The following is an 18,432-nucleotide window of genomic DNA, read 5'->3' as shown; positions in this document are numbered from 1 at the left end:
CACGGGCGCGGCGGGGCGGTCACCCCGCGACAGCGGCGGGGAGACGTCCACTACCGCCCGGGGAGCCTTGACAGGGTTCCCGGGCGGTAGTGTCATTTCTGCGGACCGGGGAGTGGCGTGGTGCAGACGCTTGACGAGGGCGGCGCGGTCGATCCGTGGCGCCGGCGGTCCCGGCGCGGTCGCCGGCAGATGCCGCTCTGGCAGGAACTGCCGCTGTTGCTGGTCGTCGCGTTCTGCCTCGCGGTGCTGATCCGCACCTTCCTGCTCCAGGCGTTCTTCATCCCCTCCGGTTCGATGGAGGACACCCTCCTCGTCGGCGACCGGGTGCTGGTCAACAAGGTCGTCTACGACGTCCGCGACCCGCAGCGCGGCGAGGTGGTGGTCTTCCGCGGCACCGACCGGTGGGCCCCGCAGGTCGACGAGGAGCCCGACCCGGGCTTCGTGGGCAAGCTCGCACGCACCGTCGGCGACCTAGTCGGGGTCAGCCGCCCCGGCGAGAAGGACTTCATCAAGCGGGTCATCGGGCTGCCCGGCGACCGGGTGAAGTGCTGCGACGCGCAGGGCCGGGTGACCGTCAACGGCACGCCGCTGAACGAGACCTACGTGGTCCGCGACTCGCCGCTGGACATCCCGCCCAACCCCCGCGAGTGCCGCTCCCGGCGCTTCGAGGAGGTCGTCGTCCCGCCCGGCCAGCTCTTCGTGATGGGCGACCACCGGCTGGTCTCCCAGGACGCCCGCTGCCAGGGCCCGGTGCCGATCGAGAACGTGGTCGGCCGGGCCTTCACGGTGGTCTGGCCGTCCTCCCGCTGGAACGCCCTGTCGGTGCCCGAGACGTTCGCCGACGTGCGCGGGCCGGCCGTCGCCACCGGCGGGCCGCCGCCGGTGCGGCCCGCCCCGGATGGGGGCGTCGTCCTGCTCCTCCCGCTCGCGGCCGGGCTGGGGCATCTCGCGCGTTCCGGACGGTGGCGTCCAGCCGGGCAACGTAGGCTCCATCCGTGATTGACGAGCAGACCGACAAGCCCCGCAGTTCCTTCTGGAAGGAGCTGCCCATCCTCCTGGGCGTGGCGATCCTGGTCGCGGTGCTGGTGCGTGCCTTCGTACTGCAGACCTTCTTTATTCCGTCGCCGTCCATGGAGAACACGCTCCAGATCGACGATCGGGTGCTGGTCAACAAGCTGGTGTACGACTTCCGCTCGCCCCGGCGGGGCGAGGTGATCGTGTTCAAGGCGCCGCTGGAGTGGAGCAGCAACCCCGACGGCGAGGACTTCATCAAGCGGGTGATCGGCGTCGGCGGCGACCACGTGGTCTGCTGCGACCCGCAGGACCGGCTGGTGATCAACGGCAGGTCGCTCGACGAGCCGTACATCTTCTCCGCCGACGGGCAGCGGGACAAGCCGGCCGACCAGGAGTTCGACATCACCGTCCCGGAGGGGCGGCTCTGGGTGATGGGCGACCACCGGTCCGCGTCCGGCGACTCGCTGGAGCACTGGCAGCAGTCCGGGCAGGACATCACCGTCGCCACCATTCCCGAGGACGAGGTCGTCGGGCGGGCGTTCACCGTCTTCTGGCCGGTCAACCGGGCCACCTGGCTCAGTGTCCCGGATCAGTACGAGGCCATTCCGAACTCCTGAGCGGCGGGTCCGGTCGCCGGGCCGATCCCGGCGGGGGCGTGGGCGTTGTCGGCGGCGTCTGGCAGGCTGGTGCGGTGACGGTCTACACCCCTCGGCGCGCGGCCCGCGTGCTGCTCGTCGACGCGACCGGTCGGGTGCTGCTCTTCGCCGGCTTCGACCCGGCCCGGCCCGACCACCGCTACTGGTTCACTCCGGGGGGCGGCCTGGACCCGGGGGAGTCCCCGGCGGTCGGCGCGGCCCGCGAGCTGGCCGAGGAGACCGGGCTCCGGCTGACCCCGCAGCAGCTCGGCGAGCCGGTCTGGCGGGAGACCGTCGAGTTCCCCTTCGACGGGGTGTGGTACCGGCAGGACCAGGAGTTCTTCCTGGTCCGGGTGCCGGCCTGGGAGGTCGACACGACCGGCTTCAACGACGACGAGCGGGCCAGCGTCGACGGGCACCGCTGGTGGCCGGTCGACGAGCTGGCGGCCACCGCCGAGCGCTACTACCCGGTCGACCTGCCCGCGGTGCTGGCCCGGGTGCTACCCGAGACGACCGGAGGTGCACCGTGCTGACCCCGCCGCGTACCGTCGTGCGCCGCGAGGCCGGGCTCTACGCGCTGGAGCGGGCCCTGCAGCGGCGCGGCTTCCGGCACGTGGCCGGAGCCGACGAGGCCGGCCGGGGCGCCTGCGCCGGGCCGCTGGTCGCCGCCGCCGCGATCCTGCCCGAGGGGCGGCGCGGCGAGATCGACGGGCTGGCCGACTCCAAGCTGCTCACCCCGGCCAGCCGGGAGCGGGTCTACGACGAGGTGGTCGCCCGGGCGCTGGCGTACGCCGTGGTGGTCATCCCGGCCGAGGAGGTCGACGCCCGCGGCCTGCACGTGTGCAACCTGGCCGCGATGCGCCGGGCGCTGGCCTCGCTGACCACCCGCCCCGAGTACGTGCTGACCGACGGCTTCGGGGTGGACGGCCTGGACGTGCCGGGGCTGGCCGTCTGGAAGGGCGACCGGGTGGCCGCCTGCGTGGCCGCGGCGAGCGTGCTCGCCAAGGTCACCCGGGACCGGATCATGGTCGAGCTGGACGGGTCCTTCCCCGGCTACGGGTTCGCCGAGCACAAGGGTTACATCACGCCGGAGCACAGCGCGGCGCTGCGCGAGCGCGGGCCGTGCCGCGAGCACCGGTTCTCGTACGTCAACGTGGCCGCCGTCTCCGGGCGCGACGGCCGCCCACCACGGTCGCGTCGACCGGTGGGCGCAAGCCCGGACGAGCCGATGGAGCGCTTCGGCGCGTCAGGGGGTACCGTCGGCGTGGCGTTGGGCGAGCAGCCTCGGCCTCCGGCGCCGGTGGGGGAAGATGTGGTCATGGAAGGCGGAGTGCGATGAGCGCGGAAGATCTCGAGAAGTACGAGACCGAGATGGAGCTGCAGCTCTACCGGGAGTACCGCGACATTGTCCGCCAGTTCTCCTACGTGGTGGAGACGGAACGCCGTTTCTACCTCGCCAACCAGGTCGATCTGCACGTGCGGAACTCGGACGGCGAGGTCTACTTCGAGGTCGAGATGCACGACGCCTGGGTGTGGGACATGTACCGCCCCGCGCGGTTCGTGAAGAATGTCCGGGTGATGACGTTCAAGGACGTCAACGTCGAGGAGCTGGAGAAGCCCGACATCTCGCTGCCCGCCGACTCCGGCTTCGGCGGCTGATCCACCGCGCGCCCGGCGGCCCCGGTCGCCGGGTGGTCGTCGGCGCCCCCCGCCCGCCGCGACCCGGTCTGTCGGTTCCCGCTGGCCTCCAGATCCGCCGCGGCCCGCCAGGTCACTCCGGGACGACCGCCACCTCGACCCGCTGGACCAGGTTGTTGGCGAAGCCGCCCCGGTTCCACGGCTGCTCCATCGGCTGGGTCCGCCCGGCGGCGTCGGTGGCCCGTGCGGCGAGGACGTGCCGCCCCGGCTGCGCGTCCCACTCGTACCGCCACCGCCGCCAGGCGAACTCGCCGCCGGTCGGCTCGTCCAGCGTGGCCGGCGCCCAGGTCGCTCCGCCGTCGGTGGTCACCTCCACCGCCACCACCGGCGCGTGCCCCGACCAGGCGCGACCGTCCAGGGTGCACGGTCCGGGCCGGAGCACCCGGGTGCGGGACATGAAGTCCGGGAAGCCGGGCGGCCGGGCCAGCGCGCGCGGCTCGATCCGGGTCACCGGCACGCCCGGGTCGTCGGCGTCCTGCCGGAGCCGGTAGGCCACCGCGTTCTGGTAGCCCTCGAACGGCTGGGTCAGGACGCTGATCGAACGCAGCCACTTGACGTGCGCCATCCCGTACCAGCCGGGCACGATCAGCCGTAGCGGCGCGCCGTGCTGCGGCAGCAGGGGAGCGCCGTTCATCTCGTACGCCAGCAGCACCTCCTCCCGCAGCGCCTCGGCGACCGGCAGCGCGCGCTGGTAGTCCTGCTCGACGCCGCGCTCGACGCCGTGGTCGGCACCGGTGAAGACCACGTCCACGGCGTCCGCGCCGACGCCCGCCTCGCGCAGCAGCGGCGCCAGCGGCGTGCCGGTCCACTCCGCGTTGCCGACCGCCTCGACCAGCCACGGCTGGCTCACCGGCCGGGGGTGCAGCAGCGCCCGCCCGTTGCCCGCGCACTCCAGCGTCACCCGGTGGGTGACCCGGGGCCGCTCCCGCAGCTCGGCCAGGCCGAGGGTGAGCGGACGGTCCACCGCGCCGTCGACCCGCAGCGCGTGGCTGCCCGGGTCGAGGTCGGGAATGTCGTAGTGGATGAGCAGGTAGTGCAGGCCGGCCGGGGTCACGTCGTAGCGGAGCGCCTCCAGCGGGATGCCGTGGTTGCGGGCCGCCAGTTGCAGCTCCTCGGCGCTGATCGCCTCGCCCGGCTCGGCCAGCCGGGACGGCCGGCTCACCTCGTCCACAGTGGTCATGGTGGCCTCCCCGGTCCGTGACGGCGGCGCCCCGCCGTACCCGGACCAGCCTAGAACCTCCGCCGGGCGGCGGCTCGGCCGGCGGGGATCGGGCGCACGTGTCAGGGCAGGCGGTCGTACCCGACGAACTCGAACATCGTCACCCCCGGCGGCAGCGGTCGGGACTCGCCGCGGAAGCGGTGCACGCCCACGCCGACCCCGTCCGCCGGGCTGCTCACCGACACCGGCACGAAGCCCTCTTCGGCGAACCAGTCGCAGATCGTCGGCACCAGGTCGGGCTCGCGCCGGTGCCGGGTCCAGAACACCGTCCCGCCGGTGGCGCAGAGCGCCGCGCAGTGCCGCACGGTGCGCCGGATGTCCGCCTCGGCGACGTTGCCGAACACCCCGCAGACCAGCACCAGGTCCGCCGGTGCCAGATCGGCGTACGCGTCGGTGCGGGCGGCGTCCCCGACCACCACCTCCACCCCGGTCAGGCCGACGGCAGCGGCGGACGCCCGGGCCACCTCGGCGTTGCGCGGGTCCAACTCGACCAGCCGGGCGGTCACGTCGTCCCGACGCGGGTGGGCGGCCAGCACGGGGATCAGGTCCCGGCCCTGGCCGGCGCAGAGGCTCACCGCCCGCAGGGGCCCGGGACGGGCACTGTCGAGCGCCTCTCCGATCCGCGCCCGCAGTTCGGCCAGCCGGCGGGACAGCGGCGACCCCGGCTCGTCGTAGTCCTCGTGCCAGGCGTACCAGTCCTTTGTCACCGGCCCAGCGTAGGGGCGGGTCACCCGGCCGACACATAGCAGATCATCCCTCGGAACGGTGGCTGTCCACAGCGGGCCTCGCCGTCCACAGCCCGGCTCCGACGGGCGGCGGATCCGGCCGCCCCGGGGCAGCCTGCATCCCATGCGACCTGCCTCGACCCGCGCCGTCGCCGCGCTCTGCGCCGCCCTGCTGACCGCGGGACCGGCGCTGCCCAGCCCGGCCCGTTCGCCGGCCACCCGACCGGCGCGGCCCGCCGCCACGCCGCCGGTCGCCACGCCGCCCGTGCTCACCTCTGGCAGTCAGGTGACCGGGCGGACGGCGCCGCACTCGCCCGTGCCGGATCTGCCGGCGGCCCCGCCGGCCGTGGTGGATCCGGTGACCGCGCCGGCAGTGCTGAAACGTCTGGTGACCGCGCATGCCGTGCTGGATCCCGTGGCGGTGCCGGCCGTGGCGAACCTTCCGGTGGCTCCGCCGGCCGTGGCGGCTCTTCGGGTGGCCGCGCCGGCCGCCGGTGCCGTCCGGGCGGGATTCCGGTGGCCGCTGGACGGCACCCCGCACCTGGTGCGCCGCTTCGATCCGCCGGCGGGGCCGTGGTTGCCCGGTCACCGCGGGGTCGACCTGGCCGCCGCCCCCGGCGCGACGGTGCGGGCCGCCGGGCCGGGCACGGTGCTCTTCGCCGGGCTGGTCGCGGGCCGCCCGGTGGTCACCGTCGGGCACGCCGGCGGCCTGCGGACCACCCACGAGCCGGTCCAACCGGCGATCGCCCCCGGCACCCCGGTCGCGGCCGGCACCCCGTTGGGCGTCCTGCTGCCGGGGCACGCCGGCTGCCCGGCACCGGCCTGCCTGCACTGGGGACTGCGCCGTGGCCGGGAGTACCTCGACCCGCTGGCGCTGCTCGGGCTGGGGAAGGTTCGGCTGCTGCCGCTGGCGGGCGGCGCCGGCGGCCAGTCGTGACTATGTGGCCGGCCGGCGGGTCAGCGCTGGGCGAGCAGCGGGGGCAGCCGCACCGAGAGCCGCTCGTACTCGTCGGCGGTGTTGTAGACCTGCCCGCAGAGCCGCAGCCAGCCGCGCCCGTCCCAGGCCATGACCGCCACCTCGGTGGCGAGCCGCTCGGCGATCCGGGCACGGAGCGCCCGGGCCTCGTCGATGGTGGTGGCCATACCCGGCGGCAGCGGCACGATCCGCATGGCGATCCCCGGTCCGCCGGGGTCCGGCAGGTTGGCCGGGGCCACCCCGAGCGCGTCCCCCAGCACCCGCTGGCCGTACGCGACGAGCGCGGCGTTGTGCGCGCGTACCCGGTCGACGCCGAGGGTGCGCAGCGTGTACAGGCCGGCCGGCGCCGCCAGCCAGGCGGTGTAGTCCTGCGTCGCCTGCCACTCGATCCGCTGCGGGAACCCGGTCTCCTGCTCCCAGGAGACCACCAGCGGCTCGATCCGCTCCCGCCACGGCGGGGCCACCACGAGCACCGCGGTGCCGCGGGGCGCGTACCCCCACTTGTGCAGGTTGCCCACCCAGAAGTCGGCGCCGATGCTCTCCACCGGGGTGGGCAGCATGCCCGGGGCGTGCGCGGCGTCGACCAGCACCGGCACCCCGTGCTCGCGGGCCACCCCGACGATCGCGGCGACCGGGAAGAGCCGGGCGGTGGCCGAGGTGAGCTGGTCGACCACGAGCAGCCTGGTCCGGCCGGGGCGCAGCCCGGCCCGGATCGTCTCGACGACCTCCTCGTCGGTGGCGGCCAACGGCACCCGCACCGTTCGGGTCACCGCCCCGGTACGGCGGCACTCGCGCCGGATGGACAGGTCGACCGCGCCGTAGCCGTGGTCGGTGGTGAGCACCTCGTCGTCCGGGCGCAGGCCGAGCGACTGGAGAACCACCGCCACCCCGGTGGTGGCGTTCGCGACCAGCGCCGTGCCGTCCGGGTCCGCCCCGAGGGCGGCGGCCAGGTGCCGGCGGGTGTGGGTGACCCGGTCGACCAGCCCCTGGGTGAAGAAGCGCAGCGGGTTGGCTTCCATCTCGTCGCGCAGCCGCTGCTGGGCCCGCTGCACGCCGATCGGCACCGCGCCGAACGAGCCGTGGTTGAGGTGGCTGACCGCCGGGTCGAGGGAGAAGAGCAGGCGGGCGCCCGCGATCGGTTCGGGCGGCTGCGGGACGCTCACCGGATGATCGTAACCGCTGGTCGATCTTCCACCGCCGGGTTCGTCGGCGCCGCCGCGGGGTCTGTTCGGCGAGCCGGAGGGGATTCTCGCGGCGACCGGGGGTCGGCCTCGTCGTTCGGCCGGCACCGTCGACGAGGGTCGTCCGGCCGGGCGTCAGGCGCGCGGGTGGGCCTGCCGGTACGCCGCCCGTAGCCGCTCCACCGAGACGTGCGTGTAGATCTGGGTGCTCGCCAGCGACGAGTGGCCGAGCAGTTCCTGCACCGCGCGCAGGTCCGCACCACCCTCCAGCAGGTGGGTCGCCGCCGAGTGGCGCAGTCCGTGCGGGCTGATCCGGGGCAGGCCGGCCGCCTCGGCGTAGCCGCCGACGATCCGGCGGGCGGTGGTGGGGTTGAGCCGGCCGCCCTTGGCACCCAGGAACAGGGCGTCCCGGGAGCGCGGCGTCGCCAGCACCCGGCGGCCCCGGCGCAGCCACTCGTCGAGCGCCCGGTGCGCCGGTGCCCCGTACGGCACCGCCCGCTCCCGGCCGCCCTTGCCGAGCACCCGAACCACCCGCCGGCCGTGGTCCACGTCGGCGGCGTCCAGCCCGCACGCCTCGCTGATCCGGACCCCGGTGCCGTAGAGCAGTTCGAGCAGCGCCCGGTCGCGCAGCAGCACCGCCTCGGCGGTCGGGTCCACCGGTGGTTCGCCCCCGCCGGGGTAGGGGTCGCTGTCCTCGTCCGGTGTCCTCCCGGGCCGGTCGCCATCGCCCGCTCGGTGGCCGGCGGTGTCGGGCGGCATCGGCCGGGGTGGCGTGCCGGTGGCGGGCGGCGCCCCGGCGGCGGGCGGTGCCGGCCGGGCCGGCGCGCCGGGCGCCTCCACCAGGGCGGCCGCCTGGTCGGCGCGGAGCACGGTGGGCAGTTCGCGCTGCGCCCGCGGGCTGGCCAGGGCGGCCGCCACGTCGGTGGGGAGCAGGCCGGACCGGTGGGCCCAGGCGCTGAACGTACGCGCCGCGGCCGCCCGCCGGGCCAGTGACGCGCGCGCGGCGCCCATGGTGCGTTGCTTCGCCAGCCAGCTGCGCAACACCGCCAGGTCGACCTCGGCCAGCTCGGCGCAGCCCATCCGGCGCGCGTGGTCGAGCAGCGACACCAGGTCGGCGACGTACGCCCGCACGGTGTGGGCGGAGCGGTTGCGCACCCCGGCCAGGTGGCCCGCGAAGTCGTCCACCGCCTCGCGCATCCCCGCCGGCAGCGCCTCGTGCGTCGCCCGGGTGCCGTGCGCCTCGCGGCTCATCCCGGCCACCCGACCACCGGGCCGGTGGCCGGTTCGGCGGGCGTCATCGCCCCGGTCACCGGCCAGTTCTCGTTGTCGCGCCGCACCGTCCCACCATACGGTCGACGCACGGTGCCGGCCGAGTACCAGACCGGGTGCCCGGCCTCGCCGACCCCGCAACGGGGTGCGCGGCGGGATTCCGCCGACTGTCCACTCCCGCCAGTGATGGATTCCGGCCGCCGGGACGAGCAGACTGTCATATCAACGGGGCGCGATGAGCCCAGGTCGGCTCCGCCCGTGCGACCGGCCGAGCTCGACGAAGGGGGACCGGCCATGGGGGTGGAAGTCGTCCTCTACCGGGTGATCGGTGTCGGCCCCGGCCGGCGTCGCCTGTCGTACGTGCCGGCCGAGGTGCTGCCCGACCCGGACGACGTGCTGCTGGACCTGATCAGACGGGTCCGGGGCAATGGCCGCACGCCGCTGCTCGACCGGGTGGACCCGGTGGGTGAGCTGCTGATCCCCGCCGAGCAGGCGCCGCAACTCCTCGCCGAACTATGCTGCCTGACCGAATTGGCCCGGACCATCCCGGAACTGACCCACGTACGCCGGTTGGACCGGCTGGCCCGGCGGTGCCGGCAGGACCGGGACATGGAGATCCGGTTCGAGGGCGACTGACCCCGGGCGCTGCTCGGGAGAGGGCGGCCGGGCTCACGATCCAGTTCTCACCGGTTCGGGCCGCTCGCCGCTCGCTTGCCCGCCGGCGTGGCGAGGCGGTATCCGTCGTCGCGGCGGACCACCAGCGCGAGTTCCTCCAGCATGGACAGTTTTCGCAGCGCGGTGCGCACGTCGACGCCGGCCCGCGCGGCCAGCGCGTCCACCCCCACCGTGCCCCGCCGGGGGAGCGCCTCGACGACCGACCGCGCCTCGTCGTCGAGCAGGTCGGCCGGCCGCTGCGGACCGCGCGCGACGGGCGCCAGCTCGCCGATCGGCCCCACCTCCTCCAGCACCTGCGCCACCCCGGTCACCACCCGGGCCTTCGGGTCCTCCCGAAGAAGTTCGTGCGCGCCGACGGACATCGCCGAGGTGACCGGCCCGGGCACGACCATCCCGGGCTTGCCCAGGGCGATCGCGCGGTGGGTGGTCTGGGTCGCACCGCTGCGGGCCGCGGCCTCCACCAGCACGGTGCCGAGCGTGGCTGCGGCGATCATCCGGTTGCGGATCAGGAACCGTGGCCGCAGCGGCTCGGCCCCGGGCATCCACTCGCTGATCAGCAGCCCGGTGTCGGCGATCCGGTCGAACAGCGCGGCGTTGCCCATCGGGTAGGGGCGGTCCACGCCGCAGGCGAGGACGGCGACCGTGACGCCACCGGCGTTGAGGGCGCCCCGGTGGGCCGCCGCGTCGATGCCGAAGGCGCCGCCGGAGACCATCGTCCAGCCCCGGTCCGCAAGCCCGTAGCCGAGCTCCGCCTTGATCGTCGGGTCGCCCGGCGCGACGTCCCCACGCTGGTCGTCTGGGGCGACCGGGACCTCGTTCTCCCCGCCGCCCACCTGGACGCCGCGCGGGAGCGGTTCCCCCGGGCCCGCACCCACCTGTTCTCCGACTGCGGGCACATGCCGCAGATCGAGCGTGCCGAGGAGTTCCAGCGGCTGCTGGTGGACTTCTGGGTTGACGCCGGCGACGCGACCGACCGGCCCGTCCCGACCGGGGCCGGCTGAGCCGGCAGGGGCGGGGGCGCCACCGGCCTTCCCCCTGGCGCACTTCTTCTGGCCCGTGATCGTCTATTGCTGATCAGGGCGGAAAGGCTTGCCCGCGCCTACTGAGCATCAGACGATCTTGGAGGGTGCCCGCCGCCTGCCCCGATCTCGCCCTCGATCCCCGCCGCCGTGGACGTTGGCGGGCCGGGCGGGGCCCCCGGCCACCGGCCCGGCGGCGGCTGGCCGGGACCCGACCGGACGGAAGGCCTGGCCGGGGGGCGAATGGCGCCCGCGCGACCGGTCGCATACGGTGCCGGACGTGGACGGACGACGGAGTTCTGCCGAAGATCAGGAGCCCCGCTGGTATCCCGGTGAACGCGAGCGCGGCTACGGCGAAGCGGACTGGCGTGGGGCGGCCGAGCCCCGGTACCGGGACGACGAGTTCCGGCCGCCGGAGCAGCGCGGCGCCGACCCCACCCGCTACGCCGACCCCGCCGCCCGCCACGGCGACCCCGGTCGCTTCGGCGTCGACCCGGACACCGGTCGCTTCGCTGCGGACGCGGACACGGGTCGCTTCGGGGCGGAGCCGGACTCTGGGCGGCTCGCCGCGGTCGACCCCGGTCAAGGGCGCTTCGGCGCGGGCGACGCCGACGCCGGCCGGTTCGGTGCGGGCACGGTGGGTGAGTCGGGGCGGTTCGCCGCGGTCGACCCGATCGAGGACGCGCGGGCCGAGACCGACGGATACCGGCCGGCGCGCTCGCGCCGGGCGGAACCGGACCCGGTGGAGACCTCCGGTGAGCTGCCCGGCGACCGGGCGGGGCGGCGGGCCGGCCGGGAGCCGCGGGACGTCGCTACGCCCGCCGCCGAGGCGTTGGCCGGCGCCCCCGCCGACCCGACGCGGCCCGCGCCGCTGGCCGGATACCCGATCGTGGAGTCCGCCCGGGTGAGTGATCCGGTGCGCCAGGTGGAGGCACCCGGACGGGCGGCCGAGCCGGCGCCCCCGGTGCAGTTGGCCACGCCGGCCGCGGAACCGCCGCACCCGCTGGAGATGCCGACCGGCCCGATGCCGCCGGTCGGTCCGCGCGGCGAGCCGCCGGCGTACCCACCGGTGGCCGGCCCGGGTGTGCCGGTCGGCGACGGCGTCTACCGGACCCGGCGGCCGGCGCTGGCCGCGCTCTTCGCGGTGCTGGTGGCGGTCTTCGAGATCCCCGCCCTGCGGGTGCTGCTCACCGGCGTGACGGGCGACCCGGTGTCGGCCGCCGACGTGGTCGTCGGCACCTTCCTGGTCTGCGGCCTGCCAATCTTCGCGGTCGGCCTGTACGGGCTGCGGACCGGCGGGTTGTCGCTGGCGGACGGGGGCCGGGGCTGGCTGCGCCCGCCGACGGCCTACCTGACCGTCGGCCTGGTGCTCTTCGTCGCCGCCGCGCTCGCCGCCAACTGACAGCAAAACGCTCGCCGCCAACTCACAGCCGGCTGCCAGCGGTGCTCACCGCCGCCCGGGCCGGCACCCGCCGCCCGGGCCGGCACCCGCCGCCCGGGCCGGCACCCGCCGCCCGGGCCGGCACCCGCCGCCCGGGCGTCCGGTCTCGTGGCGGAGATCGACACCGTGGGCGGCGGCGGGTGCCGCGCGCACCCGGGGGTCGGCGGACGGGGGAGGGGCGTACACTGGTCGACTGGCGACCGCCTCGCGCGGTCGACCTCGCGCGCCCTCTCCACGAGCCGTCGTGGGGCGACGGCCTCCCTGGTCCCGATCTTGGTCGGGCCCGTCATGGCCGGCGACCGGGCGCCAGGACGCCCGGCCGCCGGCCGGGCGGGACAACCAGGGACGCAAGGAGTACCCCACCATGGCCGTCGTGACCATGCGTCAGCTGCTGGAGAGCGGTGTCCACTTCGGGCACCAGACCCGGCGCTGGAACCCGAAGATGAAGCGCTTCATCTTCACCGAGCGCAACGGTATCTACATCATCGACCTGCGCCAGACGCTCGACTACATCGAGAAGGCGTACGACTTCGTGCGCGGCACCGTCGCCGAGGGCGGCAGCATCCTCTTCGTCGGCACCAAGAAGCAGGCCCAGGAGGCGATCGCCGAGCAGGCGACCCGGGTCGGCCAGCCGTACGTCAACCACCGCTGGCTCGGTGGCATGCTGACCAACTTCCAGACCGTGTACAAGCGGCTGCAGCGGATGAAGGAGCTGGAGGCCCTGGGTGACCTGAGCGGCACCGCCGCCGGTTACACCAAGAAGGAGACCCTGCAGCTCTCCCGCGAGAAGGAGAAGCTGTCCCGCACCCTCGGTGGCCTGCGGGACATGCAGAAGCTCCCGGCCGCGATCTGGGTGGTCGACACCAAGAAGGAGCACATCGCCGTCGACGAGGCCCGCAAGCTGGGCATCCCGGTGATCGCCGTGCTCGACACCAACTGCGACCCGGACGAGGTCGACTTCCCGATCCCGGGCAACGACGACGCGATCCGCTCGGCCGAGCTGCTGACCAAGGTCGTCGCCGCCGCCGTCGCCGACGGCCTGATCGCCCGTTCCGGCCGCCGCCGGGGCGCCGACGAGAAGCCGGAGCCGGGCGTGGCCTCCGACGAGCCGCTGGCCGAGTGGGAGCGCGAGCTGCTCGAGGAGCCGAAGAAGGCCGAGGAGCAGCCGGAGCAGCCCGCCGGGCAGCCGGCCACCGCCGCCGCGGAGTGAGGCGTACCGTCGCTGCCCCGCCGTCCGTTTCGACGTATGGCGGGGCAGCGGCGGGCCCGCCGGGCACATCCGGCCCGGATCCGGGTAACCGGCATCTCTGACCATCCACACGCCGTCTCAACACCGAAGAGAGAGCCATGTCCCAATTCACCGCCGCGGACGTCAAGAAGCTCCGCGACCTCACCGGCGCCGGCATGATGGACAGCAAGAAGGCGCTGACCGAGGCCGAGGGCGACTTCGACAAGGCCATCGAGATCCTGCGGGTCAAGGGCGCCAAGGACGTCGGCAAGCGGGCCGGTCGTACGGCCGCCAACGGTCTGATCGCGCACTCCGGCAAGGCGCTGCTCGAGGTCAACTGCGAGACCGACTTCGTCGCCAAGACCGACGCCTTCATCTCGCTGGCCCAGCAGCTGGTCGAGCACGGCGAGCGCAGCGGCGTCAGCAACGCCGAGGAGCTGCTGGCGAGCGAGCTGGACGGCAAGAGCGTCGCCGACCTGATCCAGGAGCAGTCCGCCAAGATCGGCGAGAAGCTGGTGCTCAACCGGTTCGCCAAGGTCGAGGGCACCACCGCCGTCTACCTGCACCGCAAGAGCCAGGACCTGCCGCCGGCCGTCGGCGTGCTGGTCGAGTACACCACCGCCGCGGCGAGCGCCGGCCGGTCGACCCCGGACGACGAGGCGTCGGACTCGGACGCCCGCGCGGTCGCCATGCAGATCGCGGCGATGCGGCCGAAGTACCTCACCCGCGACGAGGTGCCGGCCGACGTCGTCGAGTCCGAGCGGCGCATCGCCGAGCAGACCGCCCGCGAGGAGAACAAGCCCGAGGCGGCGCTGCCGAAGATCGTCGAGGGTCGGGTGAACGCCTTCTTCAAGGACTACGTCCTGATCGAGCAGGCGTCGGTCGCCGACAACAAGAAGACGGTGAAGCAGATGCTGGCCGAGGCCGGTATCGAGGTCACCCGCTTCGTGCGGTTCGAGGTCGGCCAGGCCTGAGCCGCCTGATCGGGCGCGACCGCGCCCGTGGGCAGGAACGTCGACGAGGAGGCCGCCGGTGTACGTGACAGGCACCGCGGCCTCCTTGTCACATAGGGTCGGCAGCGGCAGTTTCGCGGTATGCGGCGCGCGGGGCGCGCGCGTGGGAGAGGGCGGGGCGGATGACGCAGGTTGTGAGTGACCGGACGCTGGCGGCGGACGACCCGACGGCGCCGCCCCCCGGCCGGGCCCGGCGGGTGGTGCTGAAGCTCTCCGGCGAGGTGTTCGGTGGCGGCGCCGTCGGCGTGGACCCGGACGTCGTGCAGGCCGTCGCCCGGCAGATCGCCACCGTGGCCCGCCGCGGTGTGCAGGTCGCCGTGGTGGTCGGCGGCGGCAACTTCTTCCGCGGCGCCGAGTTGCAGAAGCGCGGCATGGACCGCGCCCGGGCCGACTACATGGGCATGCTCGGCACGGTGATGAACTGCCTCGCGCTGCAGGACTTCCTTGAGAAGGAGGGCATCGAGACCCGCGTGCAGAGCGCGATCACGATGGCCCAGGTCGCCGAGCCGTACATCCCGCTGCGCGCCATCCGGCACCTGGAGAAGGGCCGCGTGGTGATCTTCGGCGCGGGCGCCGGCATGCCGTACTTCTCCACCGACACGGTGGCCGCGCAGCGCGCGCTGGAGATCCGTGCCGACGTGGTGCTGATGAGCAAGAACGGCGTGGACGGGGTCTACACCGCCGACCCGCGGATCGACCCGACCGCCAGCAAGTTCGACTCGATCACCTTCTCCGAGGTGCTGCAGCGCAACCTCCGGGTCGCCGACGCCGCCGCGTTCAGCCTCTGCATGGAGAACGGCCTGCCGATGCTGGTCTTCGGCGCGCAGGGCGACGACACCATCATCCGTGCCGTGGCGGGCGAGAAGATCGGCACCCTGATCACCGCCTGAGCGGGCGCCGCGGCCCACCGACGGTCCTCCGACACACAGCACAGCCCACGACGAGCACAGAAGGAGGCGAGGAGACCGGTGATCGACGACACCCTCCTCGAGGCCGAGGAGAAGATGGAGCGTGCGGTCGAGCACGCCAAGGAGGAGTTCGGGGCCATCCGCACGGGCCGCGCCACTCCGGCGATGTTCTCCAAGGTCATCATCGACTACTACGGAACGCCGACGCCGCTGACCCAGATGGCGTCCGTGGCCATCCCCGAGCCGCGGATGGCCATCATCAAGCCGTACGACAACTCGCAGATCAACGCCATGGAGAAGGCGATCCGCGACTCCGACCTCGGGGTGAACCCGAACAACGAGGGCAACCAGCTGCGCATCCTGCTCCCCCAGATGACCGAGGAGCGCCGCCGCGACATGATCAAGGTGGCCCGGCACAAGGGTGAGGAGGCCAAGGTGGCGATCCGCAACATCCGCCGCCGCGGCAAGGAGGAACTCGACCGGCTCGTCAAGGACGGCGAGGTCGGCGAGGACGAGGGTCGCCGGGCCGAGAAGGAGCTGGACGACCTGACCCAGCGCTACGTGGCCAACGTCGACGAGCTGGTCAAGCACAAGGAGACCGAGCTGCTCGAAGTCTGAGCCGTACGTCGTCACGCGAGGCCCGCCCCCCGGCCCGGGGAGCGGGCCTCGTGCCGATCCGGCGGCCGGCGCGGACGCGTACGCGCACCGGCCGGGCCCGGTCGACAGGGCGCCGGGCCGGGCCGGACCGCAGGCGGGTCATCGTCCGCCGTGCCGGGGTGACGGGTGCAGTAGGCTCGGCAGGATTCCCGGCCACCTCGCGGTGAACGACGGGGATCGACCGGTCGACGGGCCGGTCAACCGGAGGAACAGTCGCGCCTGTAGGGGATGGTTGTGCTCTTGCGTCATCTGGTGGATCTCGAGCCGGCTCCGCTCGGTGCGTGATGTCCCACCTCGACCCCTACGGCAGTGAGCCGCGTGGCTGGGACCGGCCGGACCGTCCGACCGCCCTGCCCTGGCCGGAGCCGGACATCGAACCGGGCCCGTGGGCCCGCCACCCCGCCCCGGACCGGTACGCCGAGCCGCGCGGGCTGAACCGCCCACCCGCCGACCCGTACCCCGGCGTCGACGGGTACCCCGGCCAGCCGTACGACGAGCGGCCGGCGGGAACGAACGGTCACCGCGACCACGACGACTACCCGACCGCCCAGCTGGAACCGGTCCGCGCGGACCGCGACCCGGCACCCGGACCGGAGCCCGAGGCGGAGCCGCCGCGCGGCCGACGGCAGCCGGGACGGCGCCGGGCCAGCGCCAGCCGGCCGCCGTCCCAGCCGAGCCGGGCCGGGCGCAACCTGCCGGCCGCCATCGCGGTCGGCCTCGGCCTCGGCGTCGGCGCCATCGTGCTGCCGCTCTTCCTCTTCCGGCCCGCCTTCCTGGTGGTGGTCGCCGCCGCGGTCGGCATCGGCAGCTGGGAGATGGCCCGGGCGGTACGCCGCAGCGGGGCCCACCCGCCGCTGGTGCCGCTGATCGCCGGCGGGGTGCTCACCGTCGGGCTGGCCTGGTTCGCCGGCCCCGACGCGCTCAGTCTCGGCCTGCTGGTCACCGTGCTCGGCACGATGGTCTGGCGGCTGGGCGACGGTCCCGGCGGCTACCAGCGCGACCTCACCGCGGCCACCCTGATCGCGGTCTACGTGCCGTTCCTCGGTGGGTTCGCCGCGCTGCTGGCGGCGGTGCCGGACGACGGCCACCTGCGGGTGCTGGCCACCCTGGTCGCGGTGGTGCTCTCCGACACCGGCGGGTACGCGGCCGGGGTCGCCTTCGGCAAGCACCCGATGGCGCCCACGATCAGCCCGAAGAAGTCCTGGGAGGGCTTCGCCGGCTCGGTCAGCGCGGCGGCCCTCGGCAGCGCCCTGCTGCTCTGGCTGCTCTTCGACGTCGCGCCGTGGTGGGGCGCGCTCTTCGGCCTGGCGGTCTCGGTCGCGGCGGTCCTCGGCGACCTCGCCGAATCCATGATCAAGCGGGACCTGGGCATCAAGGACATGAGCAACCTGCTGCCCGGCCACGGCGGGCTGATGGACCGGCTCGACTCGATCCTGTTCGCCCTGCCGACCGCGTACCTGCTGCTGGCGGTCTTCGCGCCGATGGTGGGCTGAGGCATGGATCACGTCCGGGCGTCGGGGTCCTCCGCGAGGCCAGGGTCGATTCGGCACCTCCGGACAGGTGCGTCCGCCTTTCGGCGTGACAGACTGGACGCGCCATGACGAGCCTGCCCCTGATCCCCGTGGACCCCGACGCCCCCGGCGCGCGCCGGGCGACCATGCCACCCCGCCACCTCGCCGACCTCGACCTCGCCGGCCGCCGCGCGCTGGTCACCGAGCTGGGTGAGCCGGCGTTCCGCGCCAAGCAGGTCTCCACCCACTACTTCGGCCGGCTGGTCCGCGACCCGGCGCAGATGACCGACCTGCCGGCCGCCACCCGGGAACGGCTGGCCGACCGGCTGCTGCCCCGGCTGCTCACCCCGGTGCGCGAGCTGGCCTGCGACGACGGCGCGACCCGCAAGGCGCTCTGGCGGCTGCACGACGGCTCGCTGGTGGAGAGCGTGCTGATGGGCTACCCGGACCGGGTCACCGTCTGCATCTCCAGTCAGGCCGGCTGCGGCATGGCCTGCCCGTTCTGCGCCACCGGCCAGGCCGGGCTGACCCGCAACCTCTCCACCGCCGAGATCGTCGACCAGGCGGTCTACCTGGCCGGGGTGGCCGCCTCCGGGGCGGTGGCCGGGTCGCCGCCGCGGCTGTCGCACGTGGTCTTCATGGGCATGGGCGAGCCGCTGGCCAACTACAACCGGGTGGTCGCGGCGATCCGCCGGTTGATCGCCCCGGCGCCCGAGGGGCTCGGGCTGTCCCAGCGGCACATCACCGTTTCCACGGTCGGGCTGGTTCCGGCCATCCGCCGACTGGCCAGCGAAGACCTCTCAGTGACCCTTGCGCTGTCGTTGCACGCCCCCGATGATGATCTGCGCGACGAACTCGTGCCGGTAAACCAGCGCTGGAAGGTAGCCGAGGTGCTGGACGCAGCGTGGGACTACGCCGCCCGGACGGGGCGTCGCGTGTCGATTGAGTACGCGATGATCAAGAACGTGAACGACCAGCCGTGGCGAGCGGACCTGCTCGGCCGGCTGCTGGCCGGCAAGCTGGCCCACGTGAACCTGATCCCGCTCAACCCGACTCCGGGCAGCCGCTGGGACGCCAGCCCGAAGCCGGTCGAGCGGGAGTTCGTCCGGCGGTTGCGCGACGCCGGGGTGTCCACCACGGTGCGGGACACCCGGGGGCGTGAGATCGACGGAGCGTGTGGGCAGCTGGCCGCCACCGAGGACAGGGACACCGACCGGACCACGGAGACGACGGCGTGACCGGCCGTAGCGAACGAGACCAGGA

At 74.3% G+C, this 18,432-nt stretch carries 16 protein-coding genes and 5 pseudogenes; 15 read left to right on the top strand and 6 right to left on the bottom strand.

What is annotated here, in order from left to right:
- Positions 1-117: 117 nt before the first annotated feature.
- The 5 genes and pseudogenes from lepB (ACVCAH_RS09285) to ACVCAH_RS09265 all read left to right on the top strand — a co-directional run bounded on the left by lepB (ACVCAH_RS09285) (position 118) and on the right by ACVCAH_RS09265 (position 3,308).
- Positions 118-986: pseudogene (gene lepB / locus ACVCAH_RS09285) on the top strand (signal peptidase I).
- A 9-nt stretch (positions 987-995) separates the two neighbouring features.
- Complete coding sequence (lepB, locus tag ACVCAH_RS09280; protein ID WP_447135646.1) at positions 996-1,631, top strand: signal peptidase I; 636 nt, start codon at positions 996-998, stop codon at positions 1,629-1,631.
- 74 nt (positions 1,632-1,705) lie between these two features.
- Positions 1,706-2,182: an NUDIX hydrolase gene (locus ACVCAH_RS09275; protein WP_447135645.1), complete on the top strand. Its 477-nt coding sequence runs from the start codon at positions 1,706-1,708 to the stop codon at positions 2,180-2,182.
- Complete coding sequence (locus tag ACVCAH_RS09270) at positions 2,176-2,988, top strand: ribonuclease HII (protein WP_447135644.1); 813 nt, start codon at positions 2,176-2,178, stop codon at positions 2,986-2,988. The genes ACVCAH_RS09275 and ACVCAH_RS09270 overlap by 7 nt, the downstream gene beginning before the upstream one ends.
- The gene (locus tag ACVCAH_RS09265) at positions 2,985-3,308 is read left to right on the top strand and encodes a DUF2469 domain-containing protein (RefSeq protein WP_007075222.1); all 324 of its coding nucleotides are present in this window, start codon (positions 2,985-2,987) and stop codon (positions 3,306-3,308) included. Before ACVCAH_RS09270 ends, ACVCAH_RS09265 begins: the two co-directional genes overlap by 4 nt.
- Positions 3,309-3,420: 112 nt before the next feature.
- On the opposite strand, the gene ACVCAH_RS09260 is transcribed toward ACVCAH_RS09265, so the two are convergent.
- The gene (locus ACVCAH_RS09260) at positions 3,421-4,527 is read right to left on the bottom strand and encodes a sulfite oxidase (RefSeq protein WP_447135643.1); all 1,107 of its coding nucleotides are present in this window, start codon (positions 4,525-4,527) and stop codon (positions 3,421-3,423) included.
- Between the two features lie 101 nt (positions 4,528-4,628).
- On the bottom strand, positions 4,629-5,273 hold the full coding sequence (locus ACVCAH_RS09255; RefSeq protein ID WP_447135642.1) for a methyltransferase domain-containing protein: 645 nt from the start codon (positions 5,271-5,273) through the stop codon (positions 4,629-4,631).
- 364 nt (positions 5,274-5,637) lie between these two features.
- Here ACVCAH_RS09255 and ACVCAH_RS09250 point away from each other — a divergent pair, with 364 nt between their 5' ends.
- Positions 5,638-6,228 carry a murein hydrolase activator EnvC family protein gene (locus tag ACVCAH_RS09250; protein WP_447135816.1) on the top strand — a complete coding sequence of 197 codons (591 nt, stop codon included), beginning with the start codon at positions 5,638-5,640 and terminating at the stop codon, positions 6,226-6,228.
- 20 nt (positions 6,229-6,248) lie between these two features.
- Here the strand turns inward: ACVCAH_RS09250 and ACVCAH_RS09245 are convergent, their stop codons facing one another.
- The 3 genes and pseudogenes from ACVCAH_RS09245 to ACVCAH_RS09235 all read right to left on the bottom strand — a co-directional run.
- The gene (locus tag ACVCAH_RS09245; RefSeq protein WP_447135641.1) at positions 6,249-7,430 is read right to left on the bottom strand and encodes an aminotransferase class V-fold PLP-dependent enzyme; all 1,182 of its coding nucleotides are present in this window, start codon (positions 7,428-7,430) and stop codon (positions 6,249-6,251) included.
- Positions 7,431-7,583: 153 nt separating this feature from the next.
- Positions 7,584-8,078: pseudogene (locus ACVCAH_RS09240) on the bottom strand (tyrosine-type recombinase/integrase); the annotation flags it as partial.
- Between the two features lie 149 nt (positions 8,079-8,227).
- Positions 8,228-8,699 (bottom strand): annotated as a pseudogene (locus ACVCAH_RS09235) (site-specific integrase); the annotation flags it as partial.
- Positions 8,700-8,975: 276 nt separating this feature from the next.
- On the opposite strand from ACVCAH_RS09235, the gene ACVCAH_RS09230 reads away from it, so the two are divergent.
- On the top strand, positions 8,976-9,353 hold the full coding sequence (locus tag ACVCAH_RS09230) for a hypothetical protein (RefSeq protein WP_447135640.1): 378 nt from the start codon (positions 8,976-8,978) through the stop codon (positions 9,351-9,353).
- Between the two features lie 47 nt (positions 9,354-9,400).
- Here the strand turns inward: ACVCAH_RS09230 and ACVCAH_RS09225 are convergent.
- Positions 9,401-10,141: pseudogene (locus ACVCAH_RS09225) on the bottom strand (DNA-processing protein DprA); the annotation flags it as partial.
- On the opposite strand from ACVCAH_RS09225, the pseudogene ACVCAH_RS09220 reads away from it, so the two are divergent.
- From ACVCAH_RS09220 to rlmN, 8 genes and pseudogenes are all read left to right on the top strand, one after another.
- Positions 10,064-10,246, top strand: a pseudogene (locus ACVCAH_RS09220) (alpha/beta fold hydrolase); the annotation flags it as partial. The pseudogenes ACVCAH_RS09225 and ACVCAH_RS09220 sit on opposite strands and share 78 nt — an antisense overlap.
- A 445-nt stretch (positions 10,247-10,691) precedes the next feature.
- Positions 10,692-11,813 carry a hypothetical protein gene (locus tag ACVCAH_RS09215; protein WP_447135639.1) on the top strand — a complete coding sequence of 374 codons (1,122 nt, stop codon included), beginning with the start codon at positions 10,692-10,694 and terminating at the stop codon, positions 11,811-11,813.
- A 403-nt stretch (positions 11,814-12,216) separates the two neighbouring features.
- Positions 12,217-13,062 carry a 30S ribosomal protein S2 gene (gene rpsB / locus ACVCAH_RS09210; protein ID WP_447135638.1) on the top strand — a complete coding sequence of 282 codons (846 nt, stop codon included), beginning with the start codon at positions 12,217-12,219 and terminating at the stop codon, positions 13,060-13,062.
- Between the two features lie 137 nt (positions 13,063-13,199).
- The gene (gene tsf, locus ACVCAH_RS09205; protein ID WP_447135637.1) at positions 13,200-14,054 is read left to right on the top strand and encodes a translation elongation factor Ts; all 855 of its coding nucleotides are present in this window, start codon (positions 13,200-13,202) and stop codon (positions 14,052-14,054) included.
- A gap of 161 nt (positions 14,055-14,215) precedes the next feature.
- Positions 14,216-14,983 (top strand): UMP kinase, encoded by a 768-nt coding sequence (gene pyrH, locus ACVCAH_RS09200; protein WP_447135636.1) that lies wholly within the window; start codon positions 14,216-14,218, stop codon positions 14,981-14,983.
- A gap of 78 nt (positions 14,984-15,061) precedes the next feature.
- Positions 15,062-15,619, top strand: coding sequence for a ribosome recycling factor (frr, locus tag ACVCAH_RS09195; RefSeq protein ID WP_109904139.1), 558 nt, complete (start codon positions 15,062-15,064; stop codon positions 15,617-15,619).
- Between the two features lie 323 nt (positions 15,620-15,942).
- Positions 15,943-17,151: a phosphatidate cytidylyltransferase gene (locus ACVCAH_RS09190; RefSeq protein ID WP_447135815.1), complete on the top strand. Its 1,209-nt coding sequence runs from the start codon at positions 15,943-15,945 to the stop codon at positions 17,149-17,151.
- 104 nt (positions 17,152-17,255) lie between these two features.
- Positions 17,256-18,407 (top strand): 23S rRNA (adenine(2503)-C(2))-methyltransferase RlmN, encoded by a 1,152-nt coding sequence (rlmN, locus tag ACVCAH_RS09185; protein ID WP_447135635.1) that lies wholly within the window; start codon positions 17,256-17,258, stop codon positions 18,405-18,407.
- Positions 18,408-18,432: the final 25 nt, after the last annotated feature.

Source organism: Micromonospora sp. LZ34, assembly GCF_052981855.1.
The sequence above is the reverse complement of the archived record's forward strand: the minus strand, read 5'-3'. Positions and strand labels throughout refer to the sequence as shown.